Source organism: Cobetia sp. UCD-24C, from assembly GCF_001306765.1.
Classification (GTDB): domain Bacteria; phylum Pseudomonadota; class Gammaproteobacteria; order Pseudomonadales; family Halomonadaceae; genus Cobetia; species Cobetia amphilecti.
In genome coordinates this window covers 147957-174945 of the sequence record NZ_LJTD01000007.1, presented here as the reverse complement: position 1 = coordinate 174945, position 26989 = coordinate 147957, and the positions used below count along the sequence as shown (strand labels likewise).

Below are 26989 nucleotides of genomic sequence, written 5' to 3'. Positions count from 1 at the left end.
GAACCTCTGGTGTTCGGGTTGTCATGCCAATGGCATTGCCCGGTAGCTACGTTCGGACGGGATAACCGCTGAAAGCATCTAAGCGGGAAGCCCCCTTCAAGATGAGACTTCCCTGAGGCCTTGCGCCTCCTGAAGGGCCCTTGAAGACTACAAGGTTGATAGGCTGGGTGTGGAAGCACAGCAATGTGTTGAGCTAACCAGTACTAATTGCCCGTGAGGCTTGACCATATAACACCCAAGGGGTTTGCTTAGGCAAACCGCCGGGATTGCGACAGGATCGACGACATATCGGTCAGCATGATTCATATTGCGAGTCACGAGGCCAAAAGCCTCGAGACTCAGGCACCGCAAGGTGCCACCGTTTCGCCTGACGACCATAGCGAGCGTGAACCACCCGATCCCATGCCGAACTCGGAAGTGAAACCGCTTAGCGCCGATGGTAGTGTGGAGTTTCTCCATGTGAGAGTAGGTCATCGTCAGGCACTTATACCGAACCGCCCCTGTAGCCTTGCTGCAGGGGCGGTTCTCTTTGTGCGCAGGAAAAGTTGTGCGAGCAAAAGTTGTGCAGAAAGAAGACCAAAGGAAACGCCCCTGTCACTGATGTGGCAGGGGCGTTTTTGCATTCTCGGCACCTTGATCAAGCGGGATAAAGAAGAGGCACGCGGGGTAAAGAAGAGCAAAGCGGCTGTGGAAAACTCAAGATTAGGGGGTGCATGAGCTATCCACACGTCCTCGCGACAGCTGCTTTACCCCCAGTGGACTTGCCGGGTGACCCAGGTCTCGGAGCCGCAGGACGGCATGTCATGAGCGCTCTCGGTACGAGTCTTGCGAGAGCCGTCTGGTACGCTTTTGATCAGGAAACAGTCACGAAAAAAAGCCCTGCCACACAGGATGTGACAGGGCTTTGAAATGATGATCTTTCGCGATTGTCTTGTGCAATCATCTTGCTCGTTTTCAGCGACTACAGAGCAAGGCCTGGAGGGTGTCTCATGACTTGGCGAGCCAGAACCACCAGACAATGGCGGCGATCAGGCCGAGCCCTAACAGATTGATGGCCATGCAGATCATGCTGACGCTCCTTGTGAGGTGGTGGCGGTATTCTCGGGGTTACTCGTTGCGGATCCAGCTGCGCTCGGGGGCGTATAGCGACGCAGACGATTGGCATTGGTCACGACGGTGACCGAGGACAAGGACATGGCCAGTCCCGCGATGACCGGCGACAGCAACATGCCCGTGAAGGGGTAGAGGATGCCAGCGGCAATCGGGATGCCGATCAGGTTGTAGCCGAAGGCTCCCACCAGGTTCTGCTTGATGTTGCGCAGGGTGGCCTGGCTGATCGCGATCGCATCCGCGACCCCGCCCAGCGACGGCTGCATCAACGTGATACCGGCGGTCTCGATGGCAACGTCGGTACCTTCGCCCATCGCGAAGCCGACATCGGCCAGCGCCAGCGCCGGCGCATCATTGATGCCATCGCCGACCATGCCCACTACATGACCTTCCTGCTGCAGCCGCGCGATCTCATCGTGTTTGTCATCCGGTGAGACGCCGGCACGGTAATCATCGATACCGGTCTCGCGCGCCACGGCCGCTGCCGTGTGAGGGTTGTCACCGGTCAGCATGATCACCTTCAGACCGATGGCATGCAGGCGAGCGATGGCATCGCGGCTATCGTCACGCAGCGGATCGGCCAGGCCGAAGACGGCGAGCAATTCATCGTCGCGGGCCATCAGGATCAAGGTGCGCGCATTGTCTTCCAGCGCTGTGATCTGCTCGCTGAGAGGGGCCAGGCTGATGCCGGCCTCTTCCAGCATGGCAGCGTTGCCCATGCGCCAGGTGCGCCCTGCATCATCCTGGGCCTGAATGCCGCGTCCGCTGATGGTCTGGTAATCATGGAAGGCCTTGCTGCGCGAGGCTTCGGGGCGTCTGGCTTCGATATGTGCCAGCACCGCCGCGGCCAGCGGGTGCTCGGAGCCCCGCTCCAGTGCATATCCTGCATCCAGTACGGTTTCCTCGCCTTCCCCTTCGAGGAGCGAGACCTCGGTGACTTCCGGCTTGCCGCGCGTCAGGGTGCCGGTCTTGTCGACCACCAGTGCGGTCAAGCGACTGGCGGTCTGCAGTGCCTCACCGCTGCGTACCAGTACGCCATGTTCCGCCGCCTTGCCGACCCCGATCATGGTCGAGATCGGCGTCGCCAGGCCCAGCGCACACGGGCAGGCGATGACGAGTACCGCCGTCGCGACCACCAGCATATGCACGCCGGTCGGCGCAGGCCCGAAGTTGAACCACACCAGCGCCGCGACGATGGCGATGATCATCACGCTGGGCACGAACACGCCGGAGATGGTGTCAGCCAGCCGGCCGATCGGCGGGCGCGAATTCTGCGCCTGACGCACCTGGCTGATGATGCGCCCTAGGCGCGTCTCGCTACCGACTCGCTCGACCTCGAAGACCAGACTGCCACGCGTATTGAGCGTGCCGGCGGCTACCTCGTCGCCGATACCGCGTGACACGGGCAGCGGCTCACCGCTGAGCATCGATTCATCAATATGGCTCTGGCCCTCGATGACCCGGCCATCCACCGGGATGCGCTCACCGGGGCGAATGCGCACCTGGTCCCCGCTGCGGACCTCGTTGATATCGATCTCGCGCTCTTCCCCGTCGCGGATCACGCGGGCCGTGCGAGTCTGCAGATCCAGCAGCGCGCGCAGCGCCTGCTGAGTACGGCCCCGGGCGCGGACTTCCAGCGCCTGCCCCAGGCTGATCAAGCCGATGATCATGGTCGAGGCTTCAAAGTAGAGCCCGCGCGCCGCCGGGGGCACACTGTCGGGAAACAGCAGCACGCCCATGGAGTAGATCCATGCCGCCCCGGTGCCGAGCGCCACCAGCGTATCCATGTTGGCCTGATGGTGCGTGAAGGCCTTCCAGGCGCTGGTGAAGAAGCTGCGCCCTGCCGTGGCGAGCACGCCCAGCACGGCGACACCGATCGCCAGCCACACCCCGCGTTCGAGCCCCTCGAAGCCGGGGTGATGGAAGAACATGCTGATCATCAGGGGGATGCCGATGCCCAGTGACAGCACGCTGTCACGGACACGAGAGCGATATTCCTGTTCGGCGTCCTCTTGCTGTTGCTGCTCACCGGCCTGCGCGTCTTCCACCAGGCTTGCCCCGTAGCCGACACCCTCGATGGCAGAGACGATCTCGTCGGGAGCGAGGCGGCTCGTGACCTGGGCGGTGCGCGAGGCGAAGTTGACCTGCGCCTGCTCCACTCCATCCAGGCCATCCAGTGCCTTCTGGATCGTCGCCACGCAGCTGGCGCAGGTGACGCCGGACAGTGAGAACTCGGTGCTTGTGCTATCGGCTGGCTGGCTCGCAGTCGCTGCCTTGTTTGCATTACCTGACGCGTTCGCAGCGCCTGACTTGCTCGCAACGGCCGGCGTATCAGCAGCCGGCGCGACTTGAGCTTCATCCTCCTCGGCGGGGGCCTCAAGCGAATAGTCCGTCTCGAGGATGATTCTCTCGAGCAGCCCGCGCGGCAGACAGGTGTCCACGTCGAGAGTGTCTTCTTTCGGCGTGCCACTGACTTGCGCGGTGTCATCCCAGTGCTGGATGGCCTCGCGCAATCTGGCGACGCACTTCTGGCAGTGCATGCCGTACACCGACAGATCGTGATGGGCGCGTTCCGGCAGGGCTTCCTCCTTGAGGGGGTAGCCGCAGTCGTCCGCGACTTCCTGCAGTGCCGTGGATGACAGCTGGCTGTGCATCAGCAACAGCTCTACGTCAGGTGCGCCGAGCAACTCGGCCTGCGGGTCCTGCGCCTGCAGGGCACGACGAATCCTACTGACACAGCCCTGACAATGGATGCCTGGCGCCTGCAGAAGGCGTGTCTCGGGAAGTGATGTGGCCATCATGATTGCCCCCCGCCGCGGCGTTTGGAAGTGGAAGCGGTGTCGGGCACGTCCTGCGGAAAGCCTTCGATCAGACAGCACACGCTGTTGCCGTCCGGCACGCCATCCGGCAGGTCCTGCCAGCAATCCAGCGCATGCTCCATGCGCTCTGCGAGGGATTCCAGCTCACGAATGCGCTCGCGCACTCTCGGCAGGTGCTGTCGCAGCAGGTCACGTACCAGCGGGCACGGCGAGTCGTGCTGGTCCGCCTGCTCGAGAATCTGTTTGATGTCGGCAAGACTGAAGCCCAGCTGGCGTGCCTGACTGATGAATTTGAGGCGTACCAGCGCCTGCTCATCGAAGCGCTGGTAGTTGTTGACGGGATCACGTCGGGCCGTGATCAGCCCCTGGCGCGTGTAATGGCGAACGGTTTCGGCGGTGACGCCCCCTGCGCGGGCCAGTTCGGCGACTTTCATTGCATCATCTCCTGGTGATCAAGAGTGGCGGAGAGAGCATTCGGCTGCCCTGAAGGTCTGTCGGCAGCCAATGTTCCGTGACTGATCATCAGTGTAAGACTTATGTGTTGCACATAGGTCAAGCGAGCCGATACATACGAAAAAGCTGATGTTCGACCAATAGGCTAGAGGGGGGAGTAGAGGGGGCTGTCGTGTTTTAAACGCTGGCGACAAGGCACTAAATCGTCGTCAGGTCATGGGTTTAGCAGCACGTGACAGTGCAGACATGAATGAAAGTTCCCTGAATACTAGAAATCTCCCTATTCAAACAAACGTTCGCCCTTGACTTGAACGCACGACTCGCCCAAAACGTAGGTGACAGAGCTATGCATCAACGAATGATAACAACAACATGCGGCTCTCCAGCCACCTGCAATGGGACGCCATCCATAATGAAAAACAAGATGAACAAACTCACCCTCGGGGTCGCTCTGGCAACGGTAGCCACGGCTTATGCCGGTGGCGTTCACGCGGGGGCCTTCCAGCTGAACGAGCAGAGTGTCAGTACCCAAGGCACCTCCTTCGCCGGGCGCGCCTCGAATGCCAATGATGCCTCCACCGTGTTCGGCAATCCGGCCGGCATGTCCTTCCTGGATCGTGCCCAGATCACCGGCGGTGTGACCTATCTGGACGTCAATACCGATATTGATGTCGCCAGCGCGAATGATGCACTCGGTCGGCCAGTCTCTGGCGGAGATGACGGTGACATGGTGCCGGGGGCGGCAGTGCCTTCCTTCTATTACGTGCAGCCGATGAATGATCGGGTAGCACTGGGCTTCGGGGTCTACGCGCCCTTTGGCGTGATCACCGATTATGGTTCTGATTTCCGCGGCCGTTATTTCGCCAATTACAGTGAAGTCGAGGTGGTCACCGCCCAGCCGACCATCTCCTACCGTATCAATGACAAGTGGGCCATCGGCGCCGGTGTGACCTACAACAGTATCAAGGGTGAGTTGACGTCGAATACTCTCGATGTCGGCGCAGGCGATGGCAAGGTCAAGATCAAGGGCGACGATGCCGCCTGGGGCTACAACGTCGGGGTCATCTTCCAGCCGGTGGAAAGTACCCGTCTCGGTCTGTCCTATCGCTCCAAGGTGGATTACAGCCTGGACGGCGAGGCCAAGTACAACAATGTCTTCACTGGCGCGGGCTTCGCGAATACCGAGCAGGATGCGTCGCTGGACGTGACCTTGCCGGAAAGCATCGACTTCTCCGTGACGCACAAGCTGGATGATCGCTGGACGCTGATGGCGGGCGTGACCTGGGTGCACTGGAGCCGCTTCGACGAGATCGCGGTGGAAGTCGACAACATGAGCGACATCGTCGAGGAGCAGGGCTACGAGGATAGCTGGCAGTACGCGGTCGGTCTGAGCTATCAGCTCAATCCGCAGTGGGTGCTGCGTACCGGTATGGCCTTCGATGACAGCCCGACCGTGGATGAGCATCGCAGCGCGCGTATCCCGTCCGGGGATCGCACCATCTTCTCGCTGGGGGCCGGCTGGACGCCGATGCCGGAGCTGACCATCGACATGGCCTACACCTACCTGTGGGAAGAGACGGCCACCGTCAGCCTGAGCGAGCCCAACCGTGGCACCTATGAAGCCGATTACGAGAATGAAGCGCATGGCTTCGGTCTCGGCGCGACCTATCGCTTCTGAGTACCTAGCGGCTGAAGTGCTGAGCTGATCTCGGGACAACCGATACAACCGATACAACCGATACAGAAACGCCCGGTCATATGACCGGGCGTTTTTGTCGTCCCTGCCGGGTTCATCAGGCAAGGGAGGAACTATCGCCTCAGCGCGAGCATTGGCGAACCGTCACCAGCGTCTGACATGACGATCAGAAGTCGTAACGCGCCAGGAACATCAACTGGTCGCGGTCGGCGCTGTACTCGCTGCCGTCTGACTGGCGGCTGTTGTCGAAGCGATATTCGGTGGCCAGCGTCAGGTCCTTGACCCGCCAGGCCGCGCCCAGAATCTGATAGGCGTAGCGTGCTTCGCTGTCGGCGTCCTCCAGGTGATTCAAGCCACCGTAGAGCTCGACACTGTCATCGCCCCAGATGACCTCCTTGAACTTGTAGTTGACCACGAATTCCGCGCCGCGCGCCTTGTCGACGAAATCTTTCGAGGAGTCCAGAGTGCTGCCGGCGATGTGGTTGCGATATTCCCCGCCGACGAGGGCGATGTACCAGTTGCCCGGTGACCAGTGACCGCCGAGCAGCCAGGCATCGATATCGCCGTTCTCGCTGTTGCCGCTCTCGTAGTCGCTCAGCTCCGTATGGTGGAAGACCCCGCCTACCGTGAAGTCCTCGTTCGGGTGCCAGTTGAGCGCGGCCTCATAGCTGTAGTCACGCTCATACCCTGAATACTCGGTCTCGGTGGTGAAGACGCCATCCTCGAAGAGTGAGGTCTCGTTGCTGTGCTGGCCATCATGGCCGAGCTGGTAGAGCAGGCCGACAGTGACATCGTCGAAGCCCTTCTTCCAGTAGAGCGAGTTGTCCGGCCGCCCCGTGCCATGCAGGCCGCCATCACCGCTGCGGCCTTCGAAGGTGCCGGACGCCTCGCCACCATTGATCCAGAACCAGTCGGTGTTGACGGCCACCATGTCGTACCAGGGGCCATACTGCTTGCCGACCGTGAAGCTGCCCCATTTCTCGTGGGCCGCTCCGGCATAGAGCATGCGCTTGTAGTGAGCATCGGTGCCGTCCTTGAACCAGGGATCGAAGCCCCATTCGGCGCGGATGATGGAGCTCCAGCCCTGCTCGAACTGATGCTCGTGGATCAGGCGCACCCGCGAGCCGCCGTTGTAGATCTCATCGTGTGCGCCATCCTGGATCACCGCAAACGCCGCCAGGCGGCCACTGAACTCGACGCGGTCGGTATCCGTCTTGTAGACCTCGATGGCCTGGGCCATGGGGCTCATGCTCAGCAGTCCCGTGCCGAGCAGGGCTGCGCCAATCGCGTGACGCAGTCGTGAGTGAGTGTGAAGGGGGATGCTGGCTGTTGTTGTAGGTTGCATCGTCATCCTGTGCATGTCTTTCCATCGGTGTGGGTCATGCCGGAGCGTCCTGCTCCGGCCTCGGTCGGGTGCAAGCACCCGGTTGGCAGCCAATGCCGATTCGTGTGAGCGACTCGGCTGCCCTTGCCCGGGGCGAGGCCGGGCGCTCATCGCCACCCTTCAGACAGGCAGTGATGAGGCCCTGCGCCTTTTCTCAGGCAAAGCGGGGTCTTGATGGGCGCCGCAGCGCCCATCAGGCATGTCGTCTTTTCAGGGTGTCAGTGGTGCGTCTGGCCCAGGTCCGGGGCGAAGGCGGCCTGCATCAATTCACGCGTATAACGCTCACGGGGTGCCTCGAAGATGGCGTGGGTGCTGCCGCTTTCCACCACCTCGCCTTCCTTCATCACGATGAGGTGATCTGACAGCGCACGTACGACCGCCAGGTCATGGCTGATGAACAGATAGGTCAGGCCGTGGCGCGCCTGCAGGTCGCGCAGCAGGTCGATCACCGTGACCTGTACCGAGCGGTCCAGCGCCGAGGTCGGCTCGTCCAGCAGCAGGAATTCCGGCTTGAGCACCAGGGCACGGGCGATGGCGATGCGCTGGCGCTGACCACCGGAGAATTCATGCGGATAGCGATTGCGCATGCCGGGGTCGAGGCTGACCTCGCTCAGGGCGTCGCAGACCCGCGCATCGCGCTGGGCGCGCTTGAGCTCGGGGTGATGCACGCGCAGACCTTCGCTGATGATCTCGCCCACGGTCAGGCGTGGCGACAGGGAGCCGAAGGGGTCCTGGAAGACGACCTGCATGCGCGAGCGCAAGGGGCGCATGCCTGACTTGTCCAGCGGCATGATATCGACGCCATCGAAGCTGATCTGGCCCTGGCTCTTGAGCAGGCGCAGCAGGGCGCGCCCCAGCGTCGACTTGCCGGAGCCGGACTCGCCGACGATGCCGATGGTCTGGCCGCGTCGCACCTCGAGATCGATGCCGCGCACCGCTTCGAAGGCGACCTTGGGCCCGAACAGCGGACGCTTGATGGTGAAGCTGACACGCACATCGCGCGCCGACAGCAGCACCGGCGCATCCGCGGCCACCGGTGCCTTCTCGCCGGCCGGTTCGGCATCGATCAGCATGCGGGTGTAGGCATGCTGCGGGCTCTCGAAGACGTCGTGGGTGGCGCCGGTTTCCAGCAGTTCGCCGTGACGCATCACGCAGACGCGGTCCGCGAAGTGGCGCACGATGCTCAGGTCGTGGGTGATGAACAGGATCGCCATGCCGTAGCGCTGCTGCAGCGACTTGAGCAGCCGCAGGATCTGCGCCTGCACCGTGACATCCAGCGCGGTGGTCGGCTCATCAGCGATCAGCAGGTCCGGCTCGCAGGCCAGCGCGATGGCGATCATCACGCGCTGACGCTGGCCACCGGACAGCTCGTGGGGATAGCTGTCGATACGTCGCGCCGGCTCCGGAATGCCGACCTGCTCGAGCAGTTCCAGCGCCTTGTGGCGGGCCGCGCGGCCCTTGAGGTCACGATGCAGTGCCAGTACCTCGATGATCTGGCGCCCGATGCGGTGCAGCGGATTGAGCGAGGTCATCGGCTCCTGGAAGACGGTGGCGATGCGATTGCCGCGCAGCTCGCGCATGCGCCGCGTGGAGGCACTCAGCAGGTCTTCGCCGCGCAGGCGGATGGCGCCCTTGATCTCGGCGAGTTCCGGCAGCAGGCGCAGGATGGCGGTGGATGTGACCGACTTGCCGGAGCCGGACTCGCCGACCAGCGCCAGCGTCTCGCCCTTGTTGAGGGTGAAGCTGACGCCCTTGACGGCGGGTACCGCGCCGTCCGGCAGCTGGAAGTCGACCTTGAGGTCATCGATCTCCATCAGCGGCGGCGTGCCCGGCGCCTCGGCGGCCAGTCCCAGGCGGGTCAGGGTGTCGGCGCGTGCCTGGTCGGCGGCGTTGCGTGCTGGCGGCAGGCTGGAGGAGGTGCCGGAGGTAGAGGGTGAAGAAGTCATGATCAGCGCTCCGGTTCAGCGAGTCTTGGGGTCGAGGGCGTCACGCAGCCCATCGCCGAGGAAGTTGAGGCAGAACAGGGTCGCGGCGAGGAAGGCCGAGGGCACCAGCAGCATCCAGGGGGCGGTCTCCATCATGTCCTTGCCCTCGGAGATCAACACGCCCCACGAGGTCAGCGGTTCCTGCACGCCGAGACCGAGGAACGAGAGGAAGCTTTCCAGCAGGATGACCTTGGGTACCGTCAGCGTGACGTAGACGATCACCGGCCCCAGCGCATTGGGGATCAGATGGCGGGTGACCACCTGCAGGTCGCGCACGCCCAGTGCATGAGCCGCCTCCACGAATTCACGCTTCTTGAGCGCCAGCACCTGGCCGCGCACGATGCGCGACATGTCCAGCCACTCCACCGCGCCGATTGCGGCGTAGATCAGGAAGATGTTGCGACCGAACACCACCATCAGCAGGATCACCAGGAACATGAACGGCAGCGAATACATGATGTCGACGAAGCGCATCATCAGGTTGTCGGTGCGTCCGCCGAAGTAGCCGGAGACGGCGCCATAGAGCACGCCGATCACCAGGCTGACGAAGGTGGCGACCAGCGCCACCGACAGCGAGATCTGGCCGCCATGCAGGGTGCGGGTCAGCAGGTCGCGGCCGTTGACGTCGGTGCCGAAGGCGTGGCCGGAGGCCAGGTCCGGACCGGTGCCGATGGCGTTCCAGTCGACTTCATCGAGTTCGAAGGGCGTCAGCCACGGGCCGATCAGGCAGGCCAGCACGATGACGGCCATCACCACCAGGCTGCACATGGCAGCGCGGTTCTGCTTGAGGCGACGCCAGGCGTCGCGGGTCAGGCTGTCGCCTGCCGGCGCGGCAGGAGGCTGGCCGTCGAAGGCACTGGCACCGCCGGTGCCGTGGGGAGCGGGAGTTGTCTGTGACATGTCAGGGCCTCGGGTCAGTCGTCGTAGCGGATCTGCGGGTCGAGCATGCTGTAAAGCAGATCGACGATCAGGTTGAGCAGCAGGATCAAGGCGCCATAGAAGACCACCGTGCCCATCACCAGGGTGTAGTCACGATTGAGCGCACCCTGCACGAAATAGCGGCCGATGCCGGGGATACCGAAGATCTGCTCGATCACCACCGAGCCGGTGATGATGCCGGCGATGGCCGGGCCGAGGTACGAGACCACCGGCAGCATCGCCGGTCGCAATGCATGGCGCAGAATCACCTTCCACTCGCTCAGCCCCTTGGCGCGGGCGGTGCGGATGTAGTGGCTGCCGAGTACCTCGATCATGCTGGCGCGCATCATGCGGGCGATGTAGGCGATCTGCTGGATGGAGAGCGCCACCACCGGCAGCAGCAGGTTCTGCCAGGCGCCACCGTTCCAACCGCCGGCCGGCAACCAGCCGAGCAGCACGCCGAATACCAGCGCCAGCAGCGGGGCGATGACGAAGTTGGGCACCGCGATCCCCGCCAGCGCAGTACTCATCACCACGTAATCTGCCGTCGAGTTGCGCCGGATGGCCGCGATCACCCCCAGCGGCACCCCGATCAGCAGCGCGGCCAGAATCGCCCACATGCCCAGCTCCAGACTGGCCGGGAAGCCCTGGCTGATCAGCTCGCTGACATCGAAGTCCTTGTACTTGAAGGACGGGCCGAGATCGCCCTGCACCAGATCGCCCAGATAGCGCAGATACTGCATCGGCAATGGCTCATCCAGGTGATAGGCCGCGCGCAGGTTCTGCTCGATTTCCGGGGGCAGGCGGCGCTCGCCATCGAAGGGGCCGCCCGGGGCGACCCGCATCAGGAAGAACGACAGGGTGATCACGATCAGCAGGGTGGGAATCGCCTGCAGCAACCGTTTGAGGGTGTAGCTCAGCATCCAGTGCTCCGTCCGGGCCGCTGCCCGGGTGTGTCGTTGTTATTGGTGACTGTCGTCTGTCAGTGCGAGGTATCGAGCTGCAGATAGCGACTCGGGTGCACGTCCAGCGCATTGGGCGCCCAGCCGCTGATGGCGGGGTCGACCAGGCTGGAGGTGACATAGTCGTAGAGCGGCAGCACCACATCGTTGTCGAGCAGATACTGCTCGGCGTCGTGGAGCTGGCGCTGGCGGGTGCCGACGTCTCCTTCACGCGCCGCCGCCTCGATCAGCGCATCGTAGGTCGGCGAGCTGAGCCCGGGCGCGTTGGAGGTGTTGTCGCTGCTGAAGGCGTTCAGGAAGTCGTAGGCATCGGCGATGGTGGCGATTATGCCGTAACGGCCGACCTCGAAATCGCCCAGCGCCAGATCGCGGTAATGCACCGCGGCCTCGGTGTTGGTCAGCGTCACCTTCACGCCCAGCGGCTTCCACATCGCCCCCAGGGCCACGGCGATCTTCTTGTGGTCTTCCAGGGTGTTGTAGCGCAGGGTCAGCTCAAGCGGGGTATCCGGGCCGTAGCCCGCGTCTGCCATCAGTTCGCGCGCCTTCGCCATGCGCCGGTCCATCGACCAGTCAGCGAAATCGAAGCGCGCGCCCTGATGCTCACCCAATGCCTTCGGCACGAAGTGCCAGGAGGGAATCTGGCCCATGCCGAGAATGCGCTCGGTGATCACCTCACGGCGCGTGGCCAGATTCAGCGCGCGACGTATGCGCTGGTCGGCCACCGGCGAGCCCTCGCGCAGATTGAAGACATAGAAGTACTCGCCGAGGATCGGGTAGGTCTGCAGGGCAGCGGCCAGATTGTCCTGGATCCAGGTGTAATGGCTGGCGGGCACACCATAGGCGATCTCGACCTCGCCTGCGCGGAAGCGATTGAGCGCGGCATGACTCTCCTCGATGGGCAGGTAGACCACCTCATCGAGCGCGACCGTGTCCGCCGCGTGATAGCGCGGATTGGGCGTCAGGCGAATCTCGGCCTGGGGCGACCAGGTCTTGAGCACGAAGGCACCCGAGGTAGCCATGTTGGCCGGCCGCGTCCAGTCAGTGCCCTTGGCCGCGATCACATGGCGTGGCAGCGGGGCGGCTTCGCTCATCGCCAGCGTCTGCTCCAGCGTCGCCGAAGGGTGGCTGAGAGTGATGGTGAGCGTCTGCGCGTCGGGCGCGGCCACGCCGAGTTGCTCCGGTGCCAGCGCACCGGTATTCACCGCGCGGGCATTGACGATCGGGTAGTAGAGCGTGGCGTTGTGGGCCGCGGTGGCGGGTGTCAGCAGGCGGCGCAGCGCGAAGACGGCATCCTCGGCGGTCAACGGCGTGCCGTCTGACCATTCGAGCCCCTCGCGCAGATGAAAGGTCCAGCTCAGCCCATCGGCGGACGACTCCCAGCGCTCTGCCAGCCCGGGAATCAGCTCGCCATCGGCGGAGTAGGCGATCAGCGGTTCGAACAGATCACGCGTGATGCGTGTCTCCCAGGTGCCGTTGGTCTGTTGCGGGTCCAGCGAGCCGGGTTCGGCGCCATTGGCGATACGCAGGATCTGCTCGCTCTGGCTGGTGGATGCTGCGGCCATGGCGCTGCCGGAAGCGCCAAGGGAGAGGGAAAGAACGGACAGCAGCAGGCCTGCGCTGAGGCTTGCCGCGCATTGCATCGGTGAGGTGGGGGACATGCATGAACTCCTTGTCACGCCCGTGGGGCGCGACGTCATCTTCTGGTGCCATCCTTGGCAGATGCCACGCTCCTGCCCTGACGGACACGAGCGTGGACCCATGACGATCTAGAGAGCGGCGAGCCAGCTCAGAGGCTCACAGGGCTCGCCTCACTCGGAGAACGAGACCCAGCGCGAGCGGTGGGTATCCTCGATGTTGTTCTTCCAGCCGCTGAGCTTGGGGTTCACCAGATTGCGCGACACGTAGTAGTAGATCGGCAGCACGGCGTAGTCATCCAGCGCCTTGCGCTCGGCGTCCTGCATCAGTGCCTCGCGATCCTCCATGTCGAGCGTATTGGCGGCCTTGTGCATGTCGTCATCCAGCGCACTGTTGGAATAGGCGCCGTAGTTGTTGGGCACGCCGCTTTCCAGCAGGTTGAGGAAGTTCTGGGCGTCGTTGTAGTCGCCGATCCAGCCGGCACGGCCGACATCGAACTTGCCCTGGCGCATGTCCTCGTAGTGCACCGCGACTTCGGCATTCAACAGATTGACCTTCACGCCCAGCGGCTTCCACATCGCGGCGGCGGCGATGGCCACCTTCTTGTGGTCTTCGCTGGTGTTGTAGCGCAGGGTCAGCTCCAGCGGATTGTCCGGGCCATAGCCGGCGTCTTCCATCAGGGACCTGGCCTTCTGCATGCGCTCATCCATCGACATGTCCTTGAAGGCCATCTCCTGGATGTCGTAATGGTTCACGCCGGTGGGCACGAAGCTGTAGGCCGGCACTTCGCCGGTGCCGAGAATCTTGTCGGTAATGATGTTGCGGCGGATGGAGAGGTTGAGCGCCTCGCGCACGCGCGGGTCTGCCGTGGCATGGCCATCGCGCGAGTTGAGCACGTAGTAGTAGATGCCCAGGTAGGGCGCGACGTGGGTGGCTTCCGGCAGGTTGTCCTTCAGCCAGCCGTATTGCTGGGTCGGGAATTCGCGCGCGATGTCGATCTCGCCGGCGCGGAAGCGCTTCAGGGCGCTGTTGCGCTCCTCGATGGGGTAGTAGATCACCTCATCCAGCGCGACCTCCCTGGCATCGTGGAACTCAGGATTCTTGAGCGCGACGATGCGGGTCTGCGGCTGCCACTCGCTCAGCTCGAAGGCACCGTTGGAGACCATCTTGCCGGGGTCGGTCCAGTCCTTGCCGTACTTCTCCACCACATGTTTCGGCAGCGGGTAGGCGGTGTAGTGAGACAGCTGATCCAGGAAGTAGGGCGTCGGGCGCTCGAGGGTGATCTCGAGGGTGTGGTCATCCACGGCACGCACGCCGAGGGTGTCCGGCTCGGCCTCGCCGCTGTTGATGGCCTTGGCGTTCTTGATCGGATACAGGATGTAGGCGTAATCCGAGGCATTTTCCGGTGTCATGATGCGCTTGAGCGCGTACACGAAGTCCTCGGCGGTCACCGGCTCACCGTCTGACCACTTGCCGTCCTCGCGTAGCGTGAAGGTGTAGGTCTTGCCATCGTCGGAAATCTGCCACGACTCGGCCGCGCCGGGGATGCGCTCGCCATCGGCGGCTTCGGTGACCAGGCCCTCGAAGAGGTCACCCACCACGTCATTTTCCCAGGTGCCGGAGATCTGCTGCGGGTCCAGCGAGGCCGGTTCACCCATGATCGCCAGCTTGAGCGTGTCGGCCATGATGCCCTGGGAGGCAACGATGCCCCCGGCCAGCAGCAGAGAACCTGCCAGGCGTTTGAGCGCGAAGCGTCCGGGGAGCGCCGGGGTGTGAGAGGGGGAGTGCAGTCGTGCCATGATAGGGAGGCTCGCTATTGTTGTTAGGGGTAATACGAGTGTCGCCTTCTACCATCGAATCTTTTCCTGCCCGCTGTCCATGTTAAAAAATGGATGGCTTATGCATGCATTCGATAAACGTCATGCAAGGCGTGGAAAATCGGGCCATTCGGGGCTGACGGCCCTTTGAATGACTTTGGTCGTATTCGCCGCCTGCCCGCTGATGGGCGGCATGCCTGGCAGCCGAGAGCCGTCGCTTGCCCGCTGGCCACGGATGATGGGCCGGGCATGGTCGCCACGCAGGGAAATGGCTACAATATTGGGCTTTGCGCGCTACCCATCTGCAGGTGCGGCTTTTGCCGAAGTCTCGCGGAGTGTCGATACAGACAGGTTTGTCGCGCGCCCATTCACGCATCATCGCCTCAAGACAGGACGACCATGCAAGAGATCAATCCGATCACCAACCTCATCAAGGACCTGTCCGAAAGGGCAGAAGTCCTGAGGGGGTACCTTTGACTATGCCGAAAAGCAGGATCGGCTAGAGGAAGTCACTCGCGAGCTCGAGAATCCGGATGTCTGGAATGACCCGGACTACGCGCAGAAGCTCGGCAAGGAACGTGCGTCGCTGGAGCTGGTCGTCAAGACCCTCGACGACATGAGCAACGGTCTGTCCGACTGCTCCGACCTGCTGGAAATGGCGGTCGAGGAAGAGGACGAAGGCACCGTGGACGAAGTCGTCCGCGAGCTGGACCAGCTCAAGGCCAGTCTCGAGAAGCTCGAGTTCCGCCGCATGTTCTCGGGTGAGATGGACGCCAACAACGCCTACCTCGACATCCAGGCAGGCTCCGGCGGTACCGAAGCGCAGGATTGGGGCAACATGTTGCTGCGCATGTACCTGCGCTGGGCCGAGCATCACGGTTTCAAGACCGAGATCGTCGAGGCGAGCGCCGGTGAAGTCGCCGGCATCAAGTCCGCGACCATCCACGTCGAGGGCGATTACGCCTTCGGTTGGCTGCGCACCGAGCTTGGCGTGCATCGTCTGGTCCGCAAGAGTCCCTTCGACTCCGGCGGCCGTCGTCACACCTCGTTCGCGTCCGTGTTCGTGTCGCCGGAAATCGATGACAACATCGAGATCGACATCAATCCGGCCGACCTGCGCACCGATACCTATCGCTCCTCCGGCGCCGGTGGTCAGCACGTCAACACCACGGACTCCGCGGTACGTATCACCCACGTGCCGACAGGCATCGTGGCGGCCTGCCAAACCGAGCGTAGCCAGCACTCCAACCGTGACCGCGCCATGAAGATGCTGAAGGCGCGTATCTACGAAGCCGAGATGCAGAAGCGCAACGCCGCCAAGCAGGAACTCGAGGACTCCAAGTCCGATATCGGCTGGGGCAGCCAGATCCGCTCCTACGTCCTCGATGACCAGCGCATCAAGGACCTGCGGACCAGCGTCCAGTCGAGCAACTGTGACAAGGTGCTCGACGGCGACCTCGATGACTTCATCGTCGCCAGCCTCAAGATGGGGCTCTGAGCGCGAGTACCCTCGCGGCCCAGCGCCTATTCGCCTCCGCCGGTCTCGCCGGCGGAGGCCACGAATCCCCGTATCGCGGTCAGCCCTGATGGTCACAATCGTCAGGCTGATCATGATCTGTCGTGGCCCAGGCCATGACCCTTTGACACGAGACAGGCCCCTCCATGTCGACAGAGCAGACCCCCGCCATTGATGAGCAGCAGGCCGCCGAACAGGCTCAGGAAGAGAACCGCCTGATCGCCGAACGTCGCGCCAAGCTGAACGCCCGCCGCGAGCAGGCCGCCGCCGAAGGCAAGAGTGCCTTCCCGAATGATTTCCGTCGCGACAGCCTCGCCGCTGACCTGATGGAAGAGCTGGGCGAGAAGGACAAGGCCGAGCTGGAGACGCTGGACCGCAAGGCCGCCGTCGCCGGGCGTATCATGCGCAAACGTGGCCCCTTCATCGTGCTGCAGGAAGTCTCCGGCCAGATTCAGCTCTACGTCGACAAGAAGGGCCTGCCGGAAGCGCTGCTCGAGGACATCAAGAGCTGGGATATCGGAGACATCGTCGGTGCCAGTGGTCCGGTGCACAAATCCGGCAAGGGCGATCTGTACGTCATGATCGAAAGCGCCCAGCTGATGACCAAGAACCTGCGTCCGCTGCCGGACAAGTTCCACGGTCTGTCCGATCAGGAAATGCGCTATCGCCAGCGTTATGTCGACCTGATCATGAACGAGCAGTCACGCCGCACCTTCGCGCTGCGTGCCGGCATCGTCGCCTCCATCCGTCGCTTCCTCAGCGATCGCGGCTTCATGGAAGTCGAGACGCCGATGCTGCAGCAAATTCCGGGTGGCGCGACCGCACGTCCGTTCATCACGCACCACAATGCGCTGGACATGGAAATGTACCTGCGCATCGCGCCGGAGCTGTACCTCAAGCGTCTGGTGGTGGGTGGCTTCGAGCGCGTGTTCGAGATCAACCGCAACTTCCGCAACGAAGGGCTGTCGACGCGTCACAACCCCGAGTTCACCATGCTCGAGTTCTACTGGGCCTACGCGGACTACCGTGACCTGATCGCGCTCACCGAGGACATGATCCGGACTGCCGCCCAGGAAGTGCTCGGCACCACGCAGATCACCTGTCAGGGCAGCGAGTACGACCTGAGCCAGCCGTTCATCCAGATGACCATGCGCGAGTCGATCATCAAGTACGGCGATGGCATCACCGAAGCCGACCTGGCCGATTACGACGCCGCGCGCGCCACGGCGGAGCGTCTCGGTATCCAGGTCAAGCCGATCTGGGGTCTGGGCAAGCTCGAGACCGAGATCTTCGAGGAAGTCGCCGAGCACCGTCTCGACCAGCCGACCTTCATCACCGAATATCCGGCCGAAGTCAGCCCGTTGGCGCGTCGCAACGATGCCAACCCGCACGTGACCGATCGCTTCGAGTTCTTCGTCGGTGGCCGCGAGATCGCCAATGGCTTCTCGGAGCTCAACGACGCCGAAGATCAGGCCGAACGCTTCCAGGCCCAGGTTGCCGAGAAGGACGCCGGGGATGACGAAGCCATGTTCTACGACGCCGACTACGTGCGCGCGCTGGAATACGGCATGCCGCCGACCGCCGGTGAAGGCATCGGCATCGACCGTCTGGTGATGCTGCTGACCGACAGCGCCTCCATCCGCGACGTGCTGCTGTTCCCGGCCATGCGTCCGCAGCAGGGCTGAGCAGCCGGCCGCCAGCCCCTCATGATGCGTCAGTGTGATGCGCCATCGTGACGGGCCACGCTGATGGCACCCACAACGCCTCCGATCCCTGATCGGGGGCGTTGTGGTCTCTGCCTCACACGAATGACTGACGAGGAGTGCCTCGCGGGGCATGATCGGTGCCGATGAGGCAAGGTGGCGCTTGGCTTTGTTGCCCGCGAGCGGCCATAATGGTCGGCGTCCAGTCTGCTGGCGCCCTGGCACTGCCAGGGTGACGCGCTGGACGCCTCGAGGCTCACCCGCATCGCGTGCCTGCTCGATGAGCGGCGCTGCCATCCACGGTGTGTCCTGTCTCGGAATTGTCCCTGAATGTCCTGGAGAGTGCAGAATGAAGCTGCTTAACCGTTCCGCCCTGAGCGTCAAGCCGACCCAGGCGTTTGTCGACTGGATCAACTCGCTGGAATCCGAAGGCGAGGGAGGCGAGGATCTGGCGCTGGAGGATGTCAATCAGGAGAGCACCGTCTACCTGATTCCCGAGATGGACACGCGTGAGGCGCTGGATGGCTTCGTCTCCGAGCGCTGGCTGGACGTGCTGGAAAGCGAGCTGCGCGCCTGGGAAGAAGATACCCGTCATTGGCCGGAGCCGATGGACAAGGCACTCTTCGAGCGCTTCCTGACCGTCGAGCACAGCTATCTGGCGGTCGACCTGGACGACGAGGCACCGCTGGAAGTCAGCGAAGTCGATGACGAGCTGCTGGCCGATCTGGACTGACTCTTCGGCATGATGGCCGTCGTCGCCGCACTTTCTGCAAGAGCTGTCAGCCAGCGCCGTCAGCAATGACTGTCAGTGATGGCGACAGACGCTACAATGGCCTCGGGCAAAATGCCCGAGGCCATTTGCGTTGTGGCGATCGCATCGTCACCCTCAATTTTCCGCATGTCCGTCGTGCGGCTTCCCCCCTTCAAGGAGATTGCGCATGAGCATCCAGACCCAGATAGACACCAAGCTCGCGACGCTTGACCCGTTGATGGTCGAAGTCGTCAACGAGAGCCATATGCATAGCGTGCCGGCCAACTCCGAGACCCACTTCAAGGTCACGCTGGTCAGCGATCGCTTCAGCGGCCTGTCGCGGGTCAAGCGTCACCAGCAGCTGTATGCCTTGCTCAGCGAAGAGCTGGATGGCCCGGTGCATGCACTGGCACTGCACCTGTACACCGCGCAGGAGTGGGCGGCACGCGGCGGCAAGATTCCGGATTCCCCCAACTGTCTGGGCGGCGGCAAGCACTGACCATGACCCCTGAACCGCAACGCCTGCAATATCTGGACGCGATGGGACTGACTGCCTGGGTCGGTCGCTATCAGCTACCCAATGCCTTGCCCACCCAGGCGTGTGACTGGCCCGAGCCGCAAGCGGCGGAGGCGGTCGCGCCCCAGGCGCGCCTGCACGCGCTGATCGATGAGGCGCCGCGTCCGCCTGCTGCCCACCAGACGGCGGATGCCAGTCATGGCTCCTCTGCTCAGGCTGGCGGTATGGCCTGCAGCGCTTCACCACGCCCGGCAGGGCCTTCTCCGGCCTCGAGTGCACGCGCCTTGCTGGGCATGGCGCCGGCGGCGGTCGAAGCCCCCGCTGCGGCTGCCTCGCCGACGCCCGGCGCTGCCGAGACCAGCAGCACCGCCTCGTGGGGAACGCCGCCGACGCAGGTCTCGGCCGAGGCTCCGGCAGCAGATGAGGCAGTGACGCCGCCAGCGGCAGACAAGCCCCCACTGCGCTTCAGCGTTCAGTTGGCGGCGCTGGAAGGGCGCTGGTTGATCATGCTGCCCGGTGACGAGGCTCCGCATCTGGAAGGGGAAGCCTTGCTCAAGGCGTTGTGGCGCGCCGCCGGCATCGAGGCGGCATCAGGGCTCACCTTCAGCCACTTCCGCTGGCCGCTGTTGCCCAACCTCAAGGCCAGTGCGCCACTCGAAGAAGCTCGCGAAGGGTTGCATGCCTTCCTGAGCGGCCCAGCGCGTCATGGTTGGCAGCCGGAGCGGCTGTTGATCTTCGGCAGCGATGAGGCCAGCGAGACGCTGCGCGAGGTGCTTGGCATCACCGCTTCCCAGCGCGGCGAGGCGACCTCCAGTCTGCTGAACCTGCCGGTCTGGCAGGGACCGGCGCTGTCGGCGCTGGCGCGCTCCAGTGACGCCAAGCGCAAACTGTGGCCGCTGTTGATCCGCTGGGGGCGCGAGTGGCAGTCGGCATCGCCGCAGACGGACGCCTCATGAGCGAGTCAGCTGCCCGGCGCCTCGAGCTGCGTGAGCTGGCCGATGAGCAAGTGACCCTGACGGCGCTTGAGGCTATCGAGGCCAGCCAGACACACGGCCTGAGCCAGTCACAGCTGGTCGATGTGCTCAACGATGACGCGCGCTGCGTGCTGGGCGCCTGGTGGCAGGCCTGTGAGTCGTCGGGCGGTGAGGCGTCGACCGCAGAGCTGATCGGCTTCGTGGTGCTGGCGCGCGGGCCCTTCGAGGCCGAGATCGAGGCGATCACCGTACACGCCGCGCAGCGCGGGCAGGGCGTCGGTGCACGCCTTTTGGCCGCCGCCATCGCGCAGGCGCATGACTGGCAACGTGACTCGGGGCTTGAGCGCCTGCTGCTGGAGGTGCGCGCCAGCAATGCCGCCGCCGCTGCCCTCTATGCGAAGGCCGGTTTCACCCGGGATGGAGTGCGCAAGGGCTACTATCCGCTGGCGGATGGCGGGCGAGAAGATGCCTGGCTCATGTCGCTGCCGCTGGTGTGATCCTGGCCCTTCTGTCTTGGGCTCCGGCTATTTCCCTTGTGCTTGTGCCGATACGAAAACGCCGCCGACAGTCTCCTGTCGGCGGCGTTTTCATGAGGCCCTGCTCATGGCCTCTTGTTCAAGCGCTCCTGTTCAAGAGTCATTGTTCAAGAGTGCATGTTCACGCGGCCCAGCGCGCAGGACGCGCGGGAGCATCAGGCGCTCTGGGTTTCGCTCTCGGTCTCGCTGAAGCGTGCGACCAGCGCTTCCAGACGCTGTGCCCACTGGTCACGCTCTTCCTGCAGTTGAGCGTTGGTCTGGCGCAGCTGTTCCAGCTCTTCGCCCTGACCTGTCTTGGCTTCGGTCAGGCGCTGGTTCTCTTCCTTCAGCTCTTCGACTTCCATCTTCAGCATCTCGATGCTGTCGATGGCCTGGCCGACTTTCTGCTCAAGTTGGGTAAAGAGTTCGGTGCTCATGCTATCTCCTTGTCGAGTCACGGTCGTGGCCCGAGGGGGTTCGTTGAGGGCGGTAAAGGTATGCGGTAAATGCTGGTGCGATGAATATCGGCCATGTCGGGAATCCTTGCCGGATGGCGCAGCGATACCCGCCTGCAGGCAGACTACGACGCCGCCTGAGTCGACACAAGTGGGAAGGTGGCTCAGGCGGCGGGCGGATGGCGCCGATACAGGCGGCCATGACTGTCGCCGGCACGGCTTTCCCGGTGCAGCTGCCAGTTGGCGGGCACCACGGGGTCGAGGCCGGATTCCACTTCCAGATAGATCATGGCGTCATCGCTCAGCCAGCCATGCGCTTCGAGCAGCGCGCAGCTCGCGGCGGCCAGCTCGAGCCGGAAGGGCGGATCGAGCAGCACCAGATCCATGCCGCCTGCAGCGGGAGTGGCCGTCTCGAGCCAGTGCAGGACATCGCCGGTCACCACCTGCGTTGGCAGGCTGTCGCCGTTGGCGAGGGTCGCGAGATTGGCCTCGAGCGCACGCGCGACGCGGCTGTCGCGTTCCACGAAGGTGACATGCGCCGCCTCACGCGACAGCGCCTCGAGGCCCAGCGCGCCGCTGCCGGCATAGAGATCAAGCACGCGGGCGCCGCCGACATGAAAGCCCAGCCAGTTGTAGAGCGTCTCACGCACGCGGTCGGGCGTCGGGCGCAGACCCGGTGCGTCGATCACGTTGAGCAGGCGGCGCTTGAAGCGCCCGCCGATGATGCGCAGGCGACCTGGCCCGCCGGCGGCCTGGCCACGCTTGCCGCTCTGTTTGTCAGCGCGCGAGGGCGCGTTGGATTTGCCCCGTGCGGGGCCTTGGGAGGATGCGCGTTTTTTCATGCCGCGAGTCTAGCATGTGCGACGCCGGATGCCGCGCGGTGCGTACCTTCAGCCCCGAAGGGATGGTAGGATGACGCCACTTTCACGAGTTCAGGACTGTCTCGCCATGTTCGGTTTTTTCAAGCGCAAGAAACACAAGGCTCAGGAGCAGAAAGCCTCCGAGCAGCAGGCCCTCGAGCAACAGGCTCTTGAACAGACACAAGACGCCACGCCCCACGAGCAAGCCGATGCCGAGCAGGCAGCGCGGCTCGAGGCGAAGCGTCTCGAGGCCGAGAAGGTAGAGGCAGAGCGCCTTGCCGGTGAAGAGGCGGCTCGGGTCGAGGCTCAGAAGGCCGAAGAGCAGCAGGCCGAGGCTCAGAAGCTCGAAGAGCAGAAGGCCGAAGCTGAAGCCGAGCGCCGCGCCTCGGAGCAGGCGGCTGCCGATCAGGCCGCCAAGGCCGAAGCCGAGCGCATCGCCCAGGAACGCGCAGCCCAGGAGCAGGCCGCTCAGGAACAGGCCGCCCGAGACGAAGCCGAGCGCATCGCCCAGGAGCAGGCCGCTGCAGAACGCGTCGCCGCCGAAAAGGCCGCCCAGCAAGAGGCGGAACGTCTGGCTGCCGAGCAGGCCGCCCAGGCAGAGGCCGAGCGCATCGCTGCCGAACAGGCCGCTCAGGCCCGTGCGGAAGAAGCCGCCAGTGAAGCGCGTGCCGAAGAGGCGCGTATCGCGGCTCGCGAGGAAGAAGAGCGTCAGGCCGCCGCGCAGCTGGCCGCCATCGAGGCCGAAGAGCAGGCCGCGCTGGAACAGGCTCGCCAGGAAGAGGAAGCACGTGCCGCCGAGGCTGCCGCCGCTGGCGCAGACGCCGTGGTCGAGGATGACGCTGCGCGTGACACGGCCCGCGACGGACGCGAAAAGCCGCGTCGTGGCTTCTTCGCGCGCATCAAGGCCGGTCTTGGCAAGACACGCGCCAATCTGACCGAGGGCGTCGCCAGCCTGTTCCTCGGCAAGAAGCAGATCGATGATGAGCTGATGGAAGACCTCGAGACCCAGCTGCTGATGGCAGACGTGGGCATCGAGGCGACCACCGAGATCATCGACAACCTGACCGCGCGCATCTCGCGCAAGGAATTGAAGGAGCCGCAGGCGCTCTACGAAGCGCTGCAGGAAGAGCTGCGCGTGATGCTGGCGCCGGTCGCCAAGGACCTGGAGCTGCCGGCCAAGGGTAGCGGTCCCTTCGTGATCCTGATGATCGGCGTCAACGGCGTCGGCAAGACCACCACCATCGGCAAGCTGGCCAAGCGCTATCAGAGCCAGGGCCGCAGCGTGATGCTGGCGGCGGGCGATACCTTCCGCGCCGCGGCGGTGGAGCAGCTCAAGGTGTGGGGCGAGCGCAACAAGGTGCCGGTCATCGCTCAGCATACCGGCGCCGACAGTGCCTCGGTCATCTATGACGCCCTGGAAGCCGCCAAGGCGCGTAACGTCGATATCCTGATCGCCGATACCGCGGGCCGCCTGCACAACAAGAGCCACCTGATGGAAGAGCTCAAGAAGGTGCAGCGCGTGATGGCCAAGCTGGATGTGTCCGCGCCCCACGAGGTGATGCTGGTGCTGGATGCCGGTACCGGCCAGAACGCACTGTCACAGGCCTCCACCTTCCATGAAGCGGTCAACATCACGGGCCTGACGCTGACCAAGCTGGATGGGACCGCCAAGGGCGGCATCATCTTCGCGCTGGCCAAGCAGCTCAATCTGCCGATCCGCTATATCGGTGTCGGGGAAGGTGTCGATGACCTGCGTCCCTTCGCGGCTGATGACTTCGTCAGTGCCCTGTTTGCACGTGCTGGCGATGAGGCAAGCGAAGAGGCCAGCGCCGAGTCGCGCGAGGCATGATTGCCTTCGAGCATGTCGGCAAGCGCTATGGAGGGCGCTTCGATGCACTGGCCGGGCTCGACTTCAGGGTCGAGCGTGGCGAGATGGTCTTTCTGACAGGCCATTCCGGTGCCGGCAAGAGCTCGTTGCTCAAGCTGATCATGCTCCTCGAGCGCCCCTCGCGTGGGCGCATTCTGGTGGCGGGGCATGATATCGGGCGGCTGCATACCTCCCAGGTGCCGTATTACCGCCGCCAGATCGGCGTGGTCTTCCAGGACCACCAGCTGCTGACCGACCGCAACATCTTCCACAACGTGGCCCTGCCGCTGATGATCCAGGGGGTTCCGCCGCGTGAACAGGCGCGGCGGGTGCGGGCGGCGCTCGACAAGGTCGGCCTTTTGCATCGTGAGAAGGCGCTGCCGATCGAGTTGTCCGGTGGTGAGCAGCAGCGGGTCGGCATCGCGCGCGCCGTGGTCAACAAGCCCGCGCTGCTGCTGGCCGATGAGCCGACCGGCAATCTGGACCCGGCGCTGTCCGCCGACATCATGCGTCTATTCGAGGACTTCAATCGCATCGGTACCACGGTGATGATTGCCAGTCACGATCTGGCGCTGATCGCCCGCCTGCACCATCGCACGCTGGAGCTGTCCGATGGTCGTCTGATCGCCGACAAGGATGCCCGATGAGCCCCCCGCGTTCCCGCAACGAGTCTCCCTCTTCTTCACGCGAGCGTGGCCAGCCCCGCGCCGAGACGCGTACCCGCAAGTCCGCCGCGCAGGCGCCTGAATCACCGGAGGCCGCCGAGCGTGCGGCGCGCAAGGGTGCGCGCTCCAGTCGTGTCTCGGTCGAGAGCCGCTACCGCAGCTGGCTGCGTCATCACGCTGCCATGGCGCGCGACAGCGCACGCCGCCTGCTGGTTGCGCCCATCGCCAGCCTGCTGACCATGCTGGCCATCGCCATCGCGCTGACGTTGCCGGCGGCGCTGTGGCTGGCACTGGACAGCGCGCGCCTGCTCGACAATGAGCTCAATGACAGCGCCCAGCTCACCCTCTATCTCGAGACCTCGGTCGACGAGAGCCAGGCGCTGACGCTGTCGGACTCTCTGCGCGACGCTGCCGGTGTCGGGGGAGTGCGCCTGATCACCGCCGCCGAGGGCATGCAGGAGTTCGCCCAGGCGCTGGACCTCAAGCGCTCGCTGAGTCTGCTGGATGACAATCCCTTGCCGGCCAGCATCGTCATCACGCCGCTGGACACCACGCCGGAGTCCGTCCGCGCCCTGGCCACGCGCCTCGAGGGCGAGCCGGGTGTCGCCAGTGCACGTCTGGATCTGGCCTGGCTCGAGCGTCTGCGCCAATTGGGTGAGCTGGGTCAGAAAGTGACGCTGGGACTCGCGTTACTCTTCGGGCTGGGCGTGTTGCTGGTGGTGGGCAATACCATCCGCCTGTCCGTGGAGAGTCGCCGCCAGGAGATCGAGGTCGTGACCCTGATCGGAGCGACCCACGCCTTCGTGCGGCGTCCCTTTCTCTACAGCGGTGCCTGGTACGGTCTGGGAGGAGGGCTGCTGGCCTGCGGAATCCTGGCACTTGGCGGCAACTGGCTGGCGGCACCCGTGACGGCCCTTGTACAAAGTTATGGCGGCAACTATGTGTTGCCCGCGCTGGGCGTTGCAGGGGGTGCCACGCTGCTGTTTTCGAGTACAATATTGGGCTGGATAGGGGCCTGGATCGCGGTCGGACGTCATCTGGCGAGTATTTCTCCGCGCTGATTCCGATTATTTTTCGCGGTTTTCAGCCAGTGTTTCTGCCCAGGAAGGTCAAAAGTTACGTTCCGACAACATTCATGTCGGGCGTCAGTGAAGGGGGCTGGTGGGTGGTTAAACGCACCACACACCCGACAGCGTTACGAAGTGCTACTCGTCATGACAATTGTACACGCCATGTACAGCTATTGACGGGAACCTGTCCCACCCTTCACAGTCTCACTACTTGCATGCGTGTTAGGCAACCATGGAGACATCTGCACTATGAGCACCAGTCTTCAGCCACTTGGCCACCTGTCACCGGGTCAAGATCTAAACGGCTATATTCAGTCGGTGAACCGTATCGCTGTGCTTACTGCCGAAGAAGAGCATGAGCTGGCCCTGCGGTTGCATGAAGAGAATCATCTGGAGTCGGCCCGTCGACTCGTCATGTCGCACCTGCGCTTCGTCGTGCATATCGCACGCAGCTACAGCGGCTATGGCTTGCAGCAGGCGGACCTGATCCAGGAAGGTAACGTCGGCCTGATGAAGGCGGTCAAGCGTTTCGACCCGCATCAGGGCGTACGCCTCGTCTCCTTTGCCGTGCATTGGATCAAGGCCGAGATTCACGAGTTCGTGCTGCGCAACTGGCGCATCGTGAAGGTCGCGACCACCAAGGCTCAGCGCAAGCTGTTCTTCAACCTGCGTGGCGCCAAGAAGCGTCTGGCCTGGTTGAACAACGATGAAGTGGATGCCATCGCGGGCGATCTGGACGTCAAACCTGCCGTGGTGCGTGAGATGGAAAGCCGTCTCTCCGCCCACGATGCAGGCTTCGACGCCGGCCCCAGCGACGACGAGAGCTCTGCCTATCAGGCGCCGGCCAACTATCTGGAAGATCACAGCCTCGATCCGGCTGCCCAGGTGGAACAGCAGGACCTGGAAGACGACTCCCACGGTCGTCTGCTCAAGGCGCTGGCGGCACTGGATGAGCGCTCACGCGACATCCTCCAGCAGCGCTGGCTGAGCGACAACAAGTCGACTCTGCACGAGCTTGCTGACATCTATGGCGTCTCTGCCGAGCGTATCCGTCAGCTCGAGAAGAACGCGATGAAGAAGCTGCGTGAATCGATGGGTGACATGAGCGAAGGCTTCGCTGCCTGAGTTGGATGACCCCATGACATGAGCCCGCGATTTTCAGGCTCGCTGTCACGTGAAAATGCCCCGCCGGGTTTCCCGGCGGGGCATTTTCGTTGAGGGAGAGTGGATCCCGAGGAATCCGTCGTTATTGGTTGAACACTGCAACACAATGTTTCATTCTGTCACACTAAGACATGAAACATTTCTACTGGTGAC

General features: G+C 63.7%; 21 protein-coding genes and 2 rRNA genes. 13 read left to right on the top strand and 10 right to left on the bottom strand.

Annotated elements, in window-relative coordinates; genetic code table 11:
* Together AOG28_RS12060 and rrf are read left to right on the top strand one after the other, a co-directional pair.
* Positions 1-228, top strand: a 23S ribosomal RNA gene (locus AOG28_RS12060); the annotation flags it as partial.
* A 138-nt stretch (positions 229-366) separates the two neighbouring features.
* Positions 367-482, top strand: a 5S ribosomal RNA gene (gene rrf, locus AOG28_RS12055).
* A gap of 582 nt (positions 483-1064) precedes the next feature.
* Here the strand turns inward: rrf and AOG28_RS12050 are convergent.
* Together AOG28_RS12050 and AOG28_RS12045 are read right to left on the bottom strand one after the other, a co-directional pair.
* Positions 1065-3650, bottom strand: coding sequence for a heavy metal translocating P-type ATPase (locus AOG28_RS12050; RefSeq protein ID WP_054556571.1), 2586 nt, complete (start codon positions 3648-3650; stop codon positions 1065-1067).
* A gap of 257 nt (positions 3651-3907) precedes the next feature.
* The gene (locus tag AOG28_RS12045; protein ID WP_054556553.1) at positions 3908-4363 is read right to left on the bottom strand and encodes a MerR family DNA-binding protein; all 456 of its coding nucleotides are present in this window, start codon (positions 4361-4363) and stop codon (positions 3908-3910) included.
* Between the two features lie 443 nt (positions 4364-4806).
* Here AOG28_RS12045 and AOG28_RS12040 point away from each other — a divergent pair, with 443 nt between their 5' ends.
* A complete protein-coding gene (locus tag AOG28_RS12040) occupies positions 4807-6060 on the top strand; it encodes an OmpP1/FadL family transporter (protein ID WP_234368086.1) in 1254 nt (417 codons plus the stop codon).
* Between the two features lie 184 nt (positions 6061-6244).
* Here the strand turns inward: AOG28_RS12040 and AOG28_RS12035 are convergent, their stop codons facing one another.
* The 6 genes from AOG28_RS12035 to AOG28_RS12010 all read right to left on the bottom strand — a co-directional run bounded on the left by AOG28_RS12035 (position 6245) and on the right by AOG28_RS12010 (position 14761).
* The gene (locus tag AOG28_RS12035) at positions 6245-7327 is read right to left on the bottom strand and encodes a porin (protein ID WP_160317877.1); all 1083 of its coding nucleotides are present in this window, start codon (positions 7325-7327) and stop codon (positions 6245-6247) included.
* A 353-nt stretch (positions 7328-7680) separates the two neighbouring features.
* Positions 7681-9276 (bottom strand): ABC transporter ATP-binding protein, encoded by a 1596-nt coding sequence (locus AOG28_RS12030; RefSeq protein ID WP_054556570.1) that lies wholly within the window; start codon positions 9274-9276, stop codon positions 7681-7683.
* Between the two features lie 147 nt (positions 9277-9423).
* Complete coding sequence (locus AOG28_RS12025; protein WP_054556550.1) at positions 9424-10347, bottom strand: ABC transporter permease; 924 nt, start codon at positions 10345-10347, stop codon at positions 9424-9426.
* 14 nt (positions 10348-10361) lie between these two features.
* Positions 10362-11288, bottom strand: coding sequence for an oligopeptide ABC transporter permease OppB (gene oppB / locus AOG28_RS12020; RefSeq protein WP_043337152.1), 927 nt, complete (start codon positions 11286-11288; stop codon positions 10362-10364).
* Positions 11289-11347: 59 nt separating this feature from the next.
* The gene (locus tag AOG28_RS12015; protein ID WP_160317876.1) at positions 11348-12985 is read right to left on the bottom strand and encodes a peptide ABC transporter substrate-binding protein; all 1638 of its coding nucleotides are present in this window, start codon (positions 12983-12985) and stop codon (positions 11348-11350) included.
* Between the two features lie 150 nt (positions 12986-13135).
* A complete protein-coding gene (locus tag AOG28_RS12010) occupies positions 13136-14761 on the bottom strand; it encodes a peptide ABC transporter substrate-binding protein (RefSeq protein WP_054556549.1) in 1626 nt (541 codons plus the stop codon).
* A 417-nt stretch (positions 14762-15178) separates the two neighbouring features.
* Between AOG28_RS12010 and prfB the strand changes: the two genes are divergently transcribed.
* From prfB to AOG28_RS11980, 6 genes are all read left to right on the top strand, one after another.
* Positions 15179-16277, top strand: a protein-coding gene (gene prfB / locus AOG28_RS12005; RefSeq protein WP_107335890.1) for a peptide chain release factor 2 whose coding sequence is annotated in 2 segments (ribosomal slippage) — positions 15179-15253 and positions 15255-16277 — 1098 coding nt in all. Because the reading frame shifts where the segments join, the coding sequence is not laid out codon by codon here.
* Positions 16278-16441: 164 nt separating this feature from the next.
* The gene (lysS, locus tag AOG28_RS12000; RefSeq protein WP_054556548.1) at positions 16442-17980 is read left to right on the top strand and encodes a lysine--tRNA ligase; all 1539 of its coding nucleotides are present in this window, start codon (positions 16442-16444) and stop codon (positions 17978-17980) included.
* Positions 17981-18347: 367 nt separating this feature from the next.
* Complete coding sequence (locus AOG28_RS11995) at positions 18348-18731, top strand: hypothetical protein (RefSeq protein WP_043336300.1); 384 nt, start codon at positions 18348-18350, stop codon at positions 18729-18731.
* Positions 18732-18936: 205 nt separating this feature from the next.
* The gene (locus AOG28_RS11990; RefSeq protein WP_054556547.1) at positions 18937-19248 is read left to right on the top strand and encodes a BolA family protein; all 312 of its coding nucleotides are present in this window, start codon (positions 18937-18939) and stop codon (positions 19246-19248) included.
* 2 nt (positions 19249-19250) lie between these two features.
* Complete coding sequence (locus AOG28_RS11985; RefSeq protein WP_054556546.1) at positions 19251-20222, top strand: hypothetical protein; 972 nt, start codon at positions 19251-19253, stop codon at positions 20220-20222.
* Positions 20219-20737, top strand: a complete 519-nt coding sequence (locus tag AOG28_RS11980; protein WP_054556545.1) for a GNAT family N-acetyltransferase — start codon at positions 20219-20221, stop codon at positions 20735-20737. The genes AOG28_RS11985 and AOG28_RS11980 overlap by 4 nt, the downstream gene beginning before the upstream one ends.
* A gap of 194 nt (positions 20738-20931) precedes the next feature.
* Here AOG28_RS11980 and zapB read toward each other — a convergent pair whose 3' ends face one another.
* Both zapB and rsmD read right to left on the bottom strand, forming a co-directional pair.
* A complete protein-coding gene (gene zapB / locus AOG28_RS11975) occupies positions 20932-21192 on the bottom strand; it encodes a cell division protein ZapB (protein WP_054556544.1) in 261 nt (86 codons plus the stop codon).
* A 182-nt stretch (positions 21193-21374) separates the two neighbouring features.
* Entirely contained in the window at positions 21375-22052 is a 678-nt protein-coding gene (rsmD, locus tag AOG28_RS11970) for a 16S rRNA (guanine(966)-N(2))-methyltransferase RsmD (RefSeq protein ID WP_054556543.1), read from the bottom strand.
* A gap of 451 nt (positions 22053-22503) precedes the next feature.
* On the opposite strand from rsmD, the gene ftsY reads away from it, so the two are divergent.
* The 4 genes from ftsY to rpoH all read left to right on the top strand — a co-directional run bounded on the left by ftsY (position 22504) and on the right by rpoH (position 26797).
* Positions 22504-23919, top strand: coding sequence for a signal recognition particle-docking protein FtsY (ftsY, locus tag AOG28_RS11965; protein ID WP_200906783.1), 1416 nt, complete (start codon positions 22504-22506; stop codon positions 23917-23919).
* Positions 23916-24584, top strand: coding sequence for a cell division ATP-binding protein FtsE (gene ftsE, locus AOG28_RS11960; RefSeq protein ID WP_043336289.1), 669 nt, complete (start codon positions 23916-23918; stop codon positions 24582-24584). The genes ftsY and ftsE overlap by 4 nt, the downstream gene beginning before the upstream one ends.
* Positions 24581-25663 (top strand): permease-like cell division protein FtsX, encoded by a 1083-nt coding sequence (gene ftsX, locus AOG28_RS11955; RefSeq protein ID WP_054556541.1) that lies wholly within the window; start codon positions 24581-24583, stop codon positions 25661-25663. The genes ftsE and ftsX overlap by 4 nt, the downstream gene beginning before the upstream one ends.
* A gap of 258 nt (positions 25664-25921) precedes the next feature.
* A complete protein-coding gene (gene rpoH, locus AOG28_RS11950) occupies positions 25922-26797 on the top strand; it encodes an RNA polymerase sigma factor RpoH (protein WP_043336284.1) in 876 nt (291 codons plus the stop codon).
* Positions 26798-26989: the final 192 nt, after the last annotated feature.